Source organism: Streptomyces chisholmiae, from assembly GCF_031845445.1.
GTDB lineage: Bacteria > Actinomycetota > Actinomycetes > Streptomycetales > Streptomycetaceae > Streptomyces > Streptomyces chisholmiae.
In genome coordinates, this window is sequence record NZ_JAVREO010000003.1 from 65,497 (window position 1) to 77,469 (window position 11,973).

Annotated in this window: 7 protein-coding genes and 3 pseudogenes; 5 read left to right on the forward strand and 5 right to left on the reverse strand. The window is 72.7% G+C overall.

All coding sequences use genetic code 11. The features are described from left to right. Window positions 1–82: 82 nt before the first annotated feature. Window positions 83–1,738: pseudogene (locus RM844_RS05665) on the reverse strand (IS200/IS605 family accessory protein TnpB-related protein). Continuing rightward, window positions 1,731–1,841, reverse strand: a pseudogene (locus RM844_RS05670) (IS607 family transposase); the annotation flags it as partial. The pseudogenes RM844_RS05670 and RM844_RS05665, both read right to left, overlap by 8 nt. Window positions 1,842–1,975: 134 nt before the next feature. On the opposite strand from RM844_RS05670, the gene RM844_RS05675 reads away from it, so the two are divergent. From RM844_RS05675 to RM844_RS05690, 4 genes and pseudogenes are all read left to right on the forward strand, one after another. Further along, window positions 1,976–2,158 (forward strand): hypothetical protein, encoded by a 183-nt coding sequence (locus tag RM844_RS05675; RefSeq protein ID WP_311665470.1) that lies wholly within the window; start codon window positions 1,976–1,978, stop codon window positions 2,156–2,158. A gap of 171 nt (window positions 2,159–2,329) precedes the next feature. Beyond that, window positions 2,330–4,660: a protein kinase domain-containing protein gene (locus tag RM844_RS05680; protein WP_311665472.1), complete on the forward strand. Its 2,331-nt coding sequence runs from the start codon at window positions 2,330–2,332 to the stop codon at window positions 4,658–4,660. A 187-nt stretch (window positions 4,661–4,847) separates the two neighbouring features. Continuing rightward, a pseudogene (locus tag RM844_RS05685) lies at window positions 4,848–6,278 on the forward strand (alpha-amylase); the annotation flags it as partial. Window positions 6,279–6,580: 302 nt separating this feature from the next. Then, window positions 6,581–8,188 carry an RICIN domain-containing protein gene (locus tag RM844_RS05690; RefSeq protein WP_311665474.1) on the forward strand — a complete coding sequence of 536 codons (1,608 nt, stop codon included), beginning with the start codon at window positions 6,581–6,583 and terminating at the stop codon, window positions 8,186–8,188. Between the two features lie 80 nt (window positions 8,189–8,268). Here RM844_RS05690 and RM844_RS05695 read toward each other — a convergent pair whose 3' ends face one another. Beyond that, complete coding sequence (locus RM844_RS05695) at window positions 8,269–9,384, reverse strand: epoxide hydrolase family protein (protein ID WP_311665475.1); 1,116 nt, start codon at window positions 9,382–9,384, stop codon at window positions 8,269–8,271. Window positions 9,385–9,472: 88 nt separating this feature from the next. Between RM844_RS05695 and RM844_RS05700 the strand changes: the two genes are divergently transcribed. Continuing rightward, window positions 9,473–9,913: a MarR family winged helix-turn-helix transcriptional regulator gene (locus tag RM844_RS05700; RefSeq protein WP_311665477.1), complete on the forward strand. Its 441-nt coding sequence runs from the start codon at window positions 9,473–9,475 to the stop codon at window positions 9,911–9,913. Window positions 9,914–9,943: 30 nt separating this feature from the next. Here RM844_RS05700 and RM844_RS05705 read toward each other — a convergent pair whose 3' ends face one another. Both RM844_RS05705 and RM844_RS05710 read right to left on the reverse strand, forming a co-directional pair. Further along, entirely contained in the window at window positions 9,944–10,933 is a 990-nt protein-coding gene (locus RM844_RS05705; protein ID WP_311665479.1) for a HEAT repeat domain-containing protein, read from the reverse strand. Window positions 10,934–10,936: 3 nt separating this feature from the next. Then, complete coding sequence (locus RM844_RS05710; protein WP_311665481.1) at window positions 10,937–11,617, reverse strand: HEAT repeat domain-containing protein; 681 nt, start codon at window positions 11,615–11,617, stop codon at window positions 10,937–10,939. Window positions 11,618–11,973: the final 356 nt, after the last annotated feature.

Genomic DNA, 11,973 nt, shown 5'->3' on the forward strand with positions numbered 1-11,973 from the left:
CAGCCGCCGCCGCCACCTGGGAGACGGTCATCAGCGACTCGTTCGCCGACTACGCCACCCTGGAGGCCAACTGGCACTACCGCTACCGTTCCTCAACAGTGTCCAGGAGTGATATTTGCTGCCGGCTCCCGGAACTGCGCGCATCCCGAACGGTGTTGGATGCGCTGGTCTCCCGCGTTCGCTGTTCCCCGATCCGGTGGCGTGCATCGTGTGCACGTTCCGTGACGGGTGGGCGGGTTTCCTCACGCCCTCGTATCCCTGGTCCGGCCTGGGCGGTCCGATGCCCGTGACGATCACTCTGGTCGTCACGGGGCGGTGCCGCCCGTCGCCGGATCGGGTGTCCGAGGGCGCGTCGCCCGATCGCGATGCCGGCGGCATCGTGACGGGACATCGTGCGTGTCTTGTTGCTCAGGGGCTTGCGCCAGTGCTCATCGCCCCACATGGAGGTGTAGGCCGGGTCCACAGCCACGATGGACAGGTCCATCTCGGCGGCCATGGAGACGAGTCGGGCTTTGAGCTTGCCGGTGGGGATACCGGAGATCAGCTGGCGGAACTTCTTCTTGCGGCCGTGTTTCTCGCGGGTCTTCTCGGCGGTGAAGTCGAGGTTCTCCAGACCGATGGCCTTGACACCGCACCGGTGGGTCCAGTGCAGGAGTTGGCTGATGGCGTGCCGGATCTGGGCGTCACGGTGGTCGGCGGTTCCGGACAGGTCGTAGAAGAATCGGCGCGGGTCGCCGATGGGGTTGCCGTGCGAGTCGAGGCGATAGGCGGCGAAGTGGTCGGCGTTCGTGTCCACGCCGATCATGCCCTTGGCGCGGGCGGCTTCGAGCGGGATCGCCTGGAGGCCGGGGCGCTGCCAGGACGCGGTGAGGTACCAGCGTCCGCGCTGGACGTCGTGGTGGATGCGGTAGGCGACGGCCCGGTTCGCTTCCACACGATCAGCCCACTCGGCTCCCCGGCGGGTGAACGCGATCTTCGAGGTGAGCAGGTACCGGCCGTGTTCGGCGTTGGCCAGGTGCGCGAGCGGGGCGGGCAGCTTGATGCTGACCTCCCCGTCCGGCGTCACGCGGATCGTCTCGTTCCCGAAGGGCTTCCCGGACTCGCCGTCAGCGGCGAGAAACCAGCGCTCCGCCTCCCACCGCTCACGCCATTCACCTTCGGTGAGCTGAGCGGCGGCAAGGTCGCGCCGGGTGTTCAGGAGTTTGCGGCCGCCGCGCACGACGTGCACGACGCCGGCCTCACGCTCAGCGCGGGCCACGTCGAGGCGGTGTTCCAGGATCCTCAGACGCCGGGTTTTCTGGAACCACTCGCTCTTCGAGCGGTAGCCGCCCAGGGCCCGCTTGGTGCCCTTCTCACCGAGCGGCTGAGACAGGCGGTGCGTCAGCGTCCGCGCCCCGGCCTCAAGCCCTTGGATGTGGGCGAGTTGGCAACGCCTCGACAGCGCCCACTGATCGTGGCTGGCCCTCGTGATCGACCCGGCCCACCGCGACGACGATACGGCGGTAAGGCCCCGCTTACGAACCGCCCACGCATCCGAGTCATGGTCCAACCCGTCCGCGCAGCGGGCCTTGAGGTCCAACGAGGCCAGACGCCCAAGGTATTCGCCGGTCAGGCGCAACACCCTGTCATCCTCGGAGGTGAGGTGCTTGAGGCGGTCACGGATCGCCACCCCGGACGGACCCAGCACCACGAACGGCACCTCGAGCCTGCGGAGCCGCTGCTTCCTCGGCTCAGCCATCGGCCGCCGCCGCAAGAGCCTTCTCCGCGCGGTTCTTCGCGGAACGACGACCATACAGGCGGACACAGAACGAGGTCACAACCTCCACCATGTCCCACACCAGAGGGCGACGCCCGGAACTGGTTCAACACCTACCGGAACGCCGCCGGCGGCTGGTCCAACACCATCGTCAACGTCGCCGACCCCGGCGCCTGGCACGGCTACCGCGCCTGGATCGCGCGGGTCAACGCCACCGACGTGGACATCCACTACTACTCGGACGACACCTGGGTCGGCCAGCACCGCGGCGCCGGCTTCGTCGGCCAACCGCTGTGGATCATTGTCAACCTCCAGATGGAGGGCTCCTCCGGCTCCTCCGGCCCGACCACCGACACCCTCTACCACGCCAGGGACCTCTACGTCGGCCGCTCCCGCGCCTGAACCCCGGGAACCCGACGCCGGGGAAACGGCGTCTACCCGGGCGTCCAACGGTTGCCCGCAGGGCGATGGTTGGGCGCCCGGCAGCGGCCGGCACCGAAGTGGACGCCGGGCCGCCCGGTGTCATCTACGCTGTTCACCTGCCGCATCGTTCGAACACGGGAGTGCTGTTACATGGACCACACCGTGCGCCCGGGACGGGTGATAGGCGGGAGATACGAACTCCTGGAGCCCATCGGCCGCGGCGGGTTCGGGCGGGTCTGGAAGGCCCGCGACCAGCGCCTGCGGACGGACGTGGCCGTCAAGCAGCTGGTACTCCCGTCCTCCGCCTCGCCCGTCGAGCAGGAGGAACGGCTCAGGCGCTCGGAGCGCGAGGTACTGAACGCGGCCAAGCTCCGCGACCATCCGCACATCGTCAGCGTGCACGACGTCGTGGTCGAGGACGACGTGCCGTGGATCGCCATGCAGCTCGTGGTGGGCCGCGCCCTGAGCGAACGGCTGCGCGAGTCGGGCCCGTTGACCGTGCCGGAGGCCACCGAGGTGGCCAGGGCCATGCTGAAGGCGCTCGGCGCCGCCCACCGGGCGGGCATCGTGCACCGGGACATCAAGCCGGCCAACGTCCTGCTCGGCGACAACGGCGACATCCTGCTCACCGACTTCGGGATCGCGACCCACGAGACGGACCTGACGCTCACCGTCACCGGCAGCGTCATCGGCTCCGCCCCCTACATGGCGCCGGAGCGGGTGCACGGCGAGAAGGGGCAGGCGCCCAGCGACCTGTTCTCGCTCGGCGTGACCCTGCACGAGGCCGTCGAGGGCGCCTCCCCGTTCGGCCGCAACTCCACGCCCGCCGCGCTGCACGCGGTGGCCTACGAGGAGCCGCCGCCGCCGGAGCACGCCGGCACGTTGACCCCGCTCATCACGCTGCTGCTGGCCAAGGAGCCGGGCGACCGCCCGACCGTGGCCGAGGCACTGGAGCTGCTGGACAACCCGGACACCGCGGCGACGACCCGGCGGCCGGTCGCCGTGCCGCCGACCGTGGTGCTCACCAAGTCGGTGCCGGCCGAGGCCCCACCCACCCCGCCGGCCACCCCGATCCCCACCCCGCCGGCCGACCCCGAGCCGGAGCCCGCGCCGGACCCGGCGGCCACCCCGGCGTCGGTGCCGCTGGCCGCGCCGACGCCCGAGGCGCTGCCCACCATGACCGCGGTGACCCCGCCCCCGTCCACGGGCCCGACCGGGGCGGGCGTCCTGCTCCAGCCACACGGCTGGTGGGCCCCGCCGGCCCCGCAGCCGCCGCCCCCGGCCGGGAGTCCGGCGACCAGGTGGCTGGGCTGGGCGGTGGCCATGGCCCTCGGCGTGCTGGTGGTCGTGCTGGTCGTCGTCAACCAGACGGGGGACTCGGACGACGACCCCGGGACGATCGCCGGCGGCGGCGCCTTCGAGAACACGACGGCCCGCTCGATCCAGGACAACAACACGTTCGAGTCGGAGATCCAGGTGACCGGCGTCGCGGGCAACGCGCCCAGCGCGCTGGAGGTCACGGTGGACCTCGACCACACCCATCTCGGGGACCTGGAGCTTGAGTTGCTCGCCCCGGACGGCACGTCCTTCGATCTGGAGCCGTTCGACGAGCCGCACGAGTACACGGTGGACGCCTCGGCGGTGACCGCCAACGGCACCTGGCGGCTGCGCGTCGAGGACAACGCGTCGGCCGACACCGGCACCCTCAACTCCTGGTCCCTGCGGTTCGGTTCCGGCGGCAGCCGGAACGGCGAGCCGCAGCCGGAGGGCGGCGGGATCCCCGCGACCGAGGGCGGCACCTACCGCAACGGCAACGCGGTGGTGATCCAGGACCGCAGCACGGTGAACTCGTCCATCGACGTCGCCGGCCTGGCCGGCAACGCGCCGGCCTCGCTGATCGTCGCGGTGGACCTGGAGCACACCTACCTCGGGGACCTGGAGATCGAGCTGTTCGCCCCGGACGGCACGTCCTTCGACCTGGAGCCGTACGACGAGCCGCACGAGTACACGGTGGACGCCTCGGCGGTCCCGGCCAGCGGCCAGTGGCGGCTGCGCGTCGAGGACCGGCTCTCTTCTGACACCGGCACGCTCAACTCCTGGTCGCTGCGGTTCGGTCCGGGCGACCTCCAGGAGGTGGGGGAGGAGTCCGCCGCCGGCGGCGGCACCTTCGAGAACACCGACTCCATGGAGATCGAGGACCGCGCCTCGGTGACCTCGCCGATCGAGGTCACCGGCCTGACCGGCAACGCGCCCGGGGCGCTGGGCGTCTGGGTGGACATCGACCACAGCTACATCCGCGACCTGGACATGGAGCTGGTCGCCCCCGACGGGAGCGCCTTCGAGCTGGAGGCCTTCGACGAGCCGCACGACTACCACATCGACGCCTCGGGGGTGCCGGCCAACGGCACCTGGGAGCTGCGGATCGAGGACACCCTCCGCGCGGACACCGGCACGCTCAACGCCTGGTCCCTGACCTTCTGAACGTGCCGCCGGCCGGGCCACCGCGCCCGGCCGGCCGGACCTTCCTCTTGCCGCGCGGGGTATTGACCACCCCCGCGGCGCGCTCTACGGTGCGCCTGCAAGTCCTTGCGCAACAAGTTGCGTTGCTGGTCCTGCGGGCGAGGCGCGTGGCCGCTCGGCAGCCGCACCACACACCCTGGGAGGCTTCATGTCCGCGCCCGTTCGGGGCAGGTCCCGCGTCCGAAGACTCAGGCGACTCGGCAGCGCGCTGCTGGCCGGCCTGGTCACCGCCACCGCCACCGTCTTCTCCCTGACCGCCGCTACCCCGGCGGCCCAGGCGGCGCCTCCGGGCAACCGGGACGTCACCGCCGTGCTGTTCAACTGGAACTTCGACTCCATCGCCCGCGAGTGCGCCACCCGCCTCGGCCCGGCCGGGTACGGCTACGTCCAGGTGTCCCCGCCGCAGGAGCAGATCCAGGGCCACCAGTGGTGGACCAACTACCAGCCCGTCAGCTACCGGATCGACAGCCGCCTGGGCAACCGGGACCAGTTCCGGAGCATGGTCGCCAGCTGTCGCGACGCCGGCGTCGGCGTGATCGTCGACGCGGTCATCAACCACATGTCGGCCGGCTCCGGCACCGGCACCGGCGGCTCCGCCTACACCAAGTACGACTACCCGGCCGCGCCCTACAGCGACTGGGACTTCAACGACTGCCGCCGGGACATCGGCAACAACTACGGCGACCGCTACAACGTCCAGAACTGCGAACTGGTCGGCCTGGCCGACCTGAACACCGGCAAGGACTACGTCCGGCAGCGCATCGCCGACTACCTCAACGACCTGCTCTCCCTCGGCGTGGCCGGCTTCCGGGTGGACGCGGTCAAGCACATCCCCGCCGGCGACCTGGCCAACATCCGCTCCCGGCTGAGCAACCCGAACGTCTACTGGAAGCAGGAGGCGATCTTCGGCGCCGGCGAGGCGATCTCCCCCGACGAGTACCGGGCCACCGGCGACGTCCAGGAGTTCCGCTACGGCCGGGACCTCAAGCGGGTCTTCGAGAACGAACGCCTCGCCTACCTCAACAACTTCGGCGAGGGCTGGGGCTACATGCCCAACCAGGGCACCGCGGTCTTCGTGGACAACCACGACACCGAGCGCAACGGCTCCACCCTCAACTACCGCAACGGCGCCAACTACACGCTGGCCCAGGTCTTCATGCTGGCCTGGCCCTACGGCGCGCCCGACGTGCACTCCGGCTACGAGTTCTCCGACCACGACGCGGGCCCGCCCAACAACGGCCAGGTGAACGCCTGTTGGCAGGACGGCTGGAAGTGCCAGCACGCCTGGCCCGAGGTGGAGAGCATGGTCGGCTTCCGCAACGCCAGCCACGGCCAGGCCGTCACCAACTGGTGGGACAACGGCAACGACGCCATCGCCTTCGGCCGCGGCGACCGGGCCTTCCTGGTCATCAACCACGAGTCCGGCGCCCTGACCCAGACCTTCCAGACCTCCCTGGCCGCCGGCGGCTACTGCGACGTGCAGAGCGGCCGTTCGGTCACCGTCGACGGCTCGGGCCGGTTCACCGCCACCCTCGCCCCCGACACCGCCCTCGCCCTGCACACCGGGGCCCGCACCTGCTGACCAGCCCCACCACCGACCCACCGCGGCGCCCCGACCCCACCGGCCGGGGCGCCGTTCCCGCTCCGCCGGCACGTGCGCGCCGCTACACGGCGGCCGGCAGCGGCCGGCCGGGGCGGGCCAACGCCCGTCCGGTGCCCGCCCGTTCGGACGTTCCTCTTGTCCAGAGCATGATCAACCTGCTACCTTGCGGCCGCGCGTGGGAGCGCTCCCGTGGTCGCGCATCGCTCATGAATCGATTCATGGGTCGGTGCGAGGCGTTCCCGCTCTCCCCTCTCCCCTTCAGTGCAGAAGGAGCCGCCATGTTCCTCCGAAGTCTGCGCGCCCTGCGCGGCGTGCGCAGCCTGTGTGCCGCCGCGTTGGTCGCGGTCCTGGCCGGGGTGTCGCTGGTCGCCCTGCCGGCGTCATCCGCCAGCGCGGCCACCGTGGATCCGAACGGCTGGTACGTCCTGGTCAACAGGCACAGTGGCAAGGCACTCGACGTGTACGACCTGGCCACCGGGGACGGCGCCCCCCTGGTCCAGTGGTCCCGCAACGACGGCGCCTGGCAGCAGTGGCAGTTCGTCGACTCGGGCGACGGCAGCTACCGGCTGCGGTCCCGGCACAGCGGCAAGGTGCTGGAGATCGCCGGCGGTTCGACCGCGGACGGTGCCAACGTCCAGCAGTGGGCCGACGGCAACGCGAGCAACCAGCGGTTCGCCGTCACTGACTCCGGTAACGGCTACGTCCAGCTGATCAACCGCAACAGCGGGAAGGCGCTGGAGGTCTGGGAGTGGTCCACCACGGACGGCGCCCGCCTCTCGCAGTTCGCCGACCTCGACGGCGCCAACCAGCAGTGGGCGCTCGTGCCGGTCAACGACAGCTGCGGCACCGGCACTTACCACGCCGAGGCGGTGCTCAACGGCAGCACCTGGACCGCCCACCGCAACGGCGGCACCGTCTACACCGGCAGCAGCATGCGGGACGCCATGCAGGCCGCCGTCAACAGCCTCACCCCGAACCGGGGCAGCAAGGAGCGGGTGGTGGTGCGCGGTTCGGGCACCTTCCAGGCCAACACCCGGGTCTCGCTGCCCAGTCACACCGCGATCGACGTGTGCGGCACCATCCACGTGACCGGGGCGACGGCCAGTGACCACGCGCCGATCTACTCCCGTGGCACCACCGGCATCGAGGTGGGCCACCTGACCCTGACCGGCGCGCCGCTCTACGGCATCTTCCTGCGCAGCGTCAACGACATCGCCCTGGGCCAGATCGACATGCGGCTGTCCGGCGGGCTCGGGGTGCGGATCGACAACCACGGGAACCGCGACGTGCCGTCCAGCAACGTGCGGGTCAACAACCTCTACGTCTCCGGCGCCGGCAGCCACGCCCTGGAGACCTACGGGGTGGACGGGCTGAGCGTCGGCACCGTCACCGCCCGTTCGGTCGGCGAGTCCGGGGTGCTGCTCAACGACACCACCAACGCGGCGATCACCCGGGTGGACGCGGAGAACGCCGGCACCGGCACCGGCTACGCGGCGTTCCGGATGGCCAACCGGAACGGCCGGATCGGTGACGCCTACCCGACCAACATCCGGGTCGGCGAGGTGATCGCCCGGGGTGGCGGGCGCGGCGTGTTCTGCGTCTCGGAGAGCGGCGGCGCCGTCATCGAGCAGATCACGCTGAGCAACACCGGCAACAACGCGATCCTGATCGAGAACTGCTACAACGTGGACATCGCCAGCCGGGGTGGCACCATCACCGGCGGCGGCGAGGTCCGGCTCGCGGCCCGGTCGGAGTTCCCCAACAACCGGGACATCACCCTGCAGAACCTGACCCTGACCAACAGCGCGCTCCGCGAGAGCCCGTGCGGGGAGAACATCGTCTACCGCAACCTGACCCTCAACAACACCAGCCGCAACACCTGTTGAGCCCGTAGTGCGTCGCTGTCCGGGCCGGCCGCCGCCGGCCCGGACGGCCCTCCCCGCCCGGTATCCCGCCCCGCCCGGGCTCAGGCCCCGGCCCCCGACCCGGCCCCGAGCACGTTCAGGAAGAACTCCCGGACGTCCTCGACGAACAGCTCCGGTACCTCCATCGCGGCGAAGTGGCCGCCCCGGTCGAACTCCGACCAGTGCCGGACGTCGAACCGCCGCTCGGCCAACGGGCGCACCGACCGGGTGATGTCGTGCGCGAAGACCGCCACGCCGAGCGGCACCGGGCACGGCTCGGACCGGCGCGGCGACTCCCGGTGCAGCCGTGCCGACGAGGCGGCGGTGGCGGTCAGCCAGTACAGCGTGACGTTGGTGAGGATCCGCTCGTCGCTGACCGGCGCCCGCGGGTCTGTCCACTGCGCGAACCGCTCGGCGATCCAGGCGAGTTGGCCGACCGGCGAGTCGGTGAGCGCGTAGCCGATGGTCTGCGGGGTGGCGGCCTGGAGCGCCTGGTACGGCGGGCGCCGCGCCATCAGCTCCCTGACCTTGGCCAGCCGCTCCTCGTCGGCCGCGGAGAGCGTGATGTCGGCCGCCGGGTCGGGCCTCGTCGGCAGGTAGTTGACGTGCACCCCGACGACCCGGTCCGGCGCCAGCGCGCCGAGCGTCGTGGAGATCCCGGAGCCGAAGTCCCCGCCCTGCGCGCCGTACCGCTGGTAGCCGAGCCGGCGCATCAGCTCGGCCCAGGCCCGGGCCACCCGGGTGATGTCCCAGCCGCGTTCGTGGGTCGGCCCGGAGAAGCCGTAGCCGGGGATGGACGGGATGACCAGGTGGAAGTCGCGGGAGAGCGGCTCGACCACGTCCAGGAACTCCAGGAAGGAGCCGGGCCAGCCGTGCGTCAGCAGCAGCGGCAGGGCGTCCGGCCGGGGCGACCGCAGATGCGCGAAGTGGACGCGTTGGCCGTCGATCTCCGTGGTGTACTGCGGCAGTTCGTTGACCCGGGCCTCGTGCGCGCGCCAGTCGTAGCCGGTGCGCCAGTACTCGGCCAACTCCCGGAGCCGGGCCAGCGGGAAGCCGTAGTCCCAGCCGGCGTCGGCGACTTCGTTGGGCCAGCGGGTGCGGGCCAGCCGGTCGGTCAGGTCGTCCAGCGCGGCCTGCGGCACGTCGATGCGGAAGGGGGTGATGGCGGGGTCGGACACGGCGCCTCCTGCGCTCGGGAGTCAGTGTTGGTGGCGCCAACACTAGCCCCGGAGTGTTGGTAGCACCAACACGGTTAGGGTGGTCGCCATGGACGAGACCCCCGAGCGGCTGGCCGCCCGCCCCAGCTGGCTGCTGAGCCAACTCGCCGGCCGCAGCGGCCGACTGGTGTTCGCCGCCTTCGCCAGCGCCGGCGCGCGCGCCTACCACTACCGGCTGCTCGCCGCGCTGCACGAGTACGGCCCGGCCAGCCAGGCCGAGTTGGGCCGCCGCTGCCGGATCGACCGCAGCGACGTGGTGACAGCCGTCAACCAACTCGTCGAGCTGGGCCAGGTGGACCGGGCCCCCGACCCGCACCACGGCCGCCGCAACCGGGTGACCATCACCGAGCCGGGCCGCGCCCAACTGGGCCGCCTGGACACGGCACTCGACCAGGTGCAGGACGAGCTGCTGGCCCCGCTGAGCGCCGCCGACCGCGACACCCTGACCACCCTCCTCGGCCGCCTGCTGGCCCACCACCAACCGGACTGACCCGGGCCGCGACCCGGCGCCCGGCCCGGGTCAGTCCGGTGGACGGGTGGTCAGGACGGCGGCGGCGGTGCGGGCGACGGTGCGGTCCGGGTCCTGGGTGAGGGCCGTCAGGGCGGCCGTCGCGCGCGTCCCCGGCAGGTCGGCCAGGGCCTGGGCCAGCCGCAGCCGGCCGGGCGGATCGGCCTCGGTGCCGGCGATCGCGGCGGCCACCCGGTCCGCCAGCGCCGGGCGTTGGCTGACCAGCGCGCTGAGCGCGTCGGCCGCCGCGGCGTCGCTGGCCGCCTCGACCAGCAGCCCGACCAGGGGACCGATCGCCTCGGCCGCGCCCCGGGCGCCGAGGGCCAGCGCCGCGTCCGCGCGGACCGCCGGGTCCTGGTCGGCGAGGGCCGACCGGAGCAGCGCGGTCGCCGCCTCCTGGGGGAACTCGGCGATGGTCTGGGCGGCCCGCCGCCGCACCTCGGGCGCGGCGGCGGCCAAGCCGGCCGCCAGCGGCGGCAGGGCGGCCTCGCCGGCCCTGGCCAGCGCCCAGCGCAGGGCGCCGGCCACCACCGGGTCGGCCTCCCGCAGCGCGGCCTCGGCGAGGGCGGTCGCCGAGGCCGGGGGATCGGCGGTCAGGGCGGCCCGTTGGCGTTGGCCGGCGTGCTCCGAGCCGAGCGCCTGGAGCAGCGGGACGACCCGCAGCACGTCCTCCCAGCCGGCCGGCTCCGCCGCGTCGAGGTGGCGGAGCCGGTCGAGCAGTTCGGTCTCGGCCGCGATGCGTTCCCTGGTCCGGCGGATCAGGTCGGCGACCAGCGCGCCGGGCGCGAAGTCCGGGCGGTCGAGCGCCTGTCCGACCTCGCGGAGCGAGAGCCCGAGCGAGCGCAGGCTCTCCACCTGGAAGATCCGCTGGATGTCGGCCGGGGCGTACTCCCGGTAACCGCCGTGGGTCCGACCGGTCGGCCGGACGAGGCCGAGCGCGTCGTAGTGCCGGAGCATCCGGGCGCTCACCCCGGACCGCCGGGCCACCTCGCCGATCAACACGTTCTACCGCTCGCTCCCGTCGGTCGGGCCGAGCGCGACCACGCGCCTGGCCTCCTCGATCGCGCTGTCGAACCCGGACTCGGGGTCGCGGGCCAGCCGTTCCGTGGCGATCGCGTGCGCCCGCACCCGCGGGTCGGGGTCGGTCAGCGCCGCGCGCAGCGGGGCGTCCATCGCCTCGCCGAGCGCGATCAGCGCCCGGCTGAGGCTCCGCCGGGTCTCCCGTGGGCCGCGTCCGAGCTGGCCCGACAGTAGCGTGGCCAGCGGGCCGGCCGCGTCGGCCGGCACCAGGGTGACCGCCGCCCGCCAGGCGCTCCTGGCCGCCTCGTCGTCCGGGTCGGCCAGCGCGGCCGGGGTGACCGCCGGCCAGGCCCGCCGGTCGCCGATCTTGGAGAGCGTGTGCCACGCCTGGGCCCTGGCCTGGGCGCCCGGTGCGCGGACCTCGGCGACCAGCGTGGGCACCGTGCGGTCGGCGGGGTGTCGGGTGAGGGCCCAGGTCAGCATCTCCCGGACAGAGAAGTCGGGCTCCACCGCGCAGCGTGCCACCAGGTGCTCGACATACCCCGGGTCGGGCGCCGTGCCGGCCGCCAACGCCGCCCGCAGCCGCACCGAGGGCCGGCCGTCCGCCAGTCCCGGTACGGTCTCCCGCGGTCCGGTCTCCCGCTGTCGTCCTGTCTGCCTGGTCATCGAAGAACCACCTCCGCGTCCAGTGCAGAGCCTGTCACCGTGACAAGGTCAAGCGGCGCACCCCGCCGGACGCGTGCGCCACCCTGCTCCGCCGCTCCCCACCGGCCGCGGCCGCACCGGCGACACCCGGGTGCTCCAGTGCGTCTCCGTCGGCTTCGGCGCCTCGCGGGCGAGCCCCGCGGGCGCTGGCTTCGGGGGACGATGGACGGCCAGGGCCGGCCGCCCCCGTCCCCGTCGTCGCCTCGACGCCCGTTGCGGGCGGGGCGGTCGCCGGTCGGGTGGCCCCGCCGTCGGACCGGCGGTGCCACGCCGTCGTGACGGGTCAGTGCTGCTCCCCTTCGGCCGTCCCCTGCGAG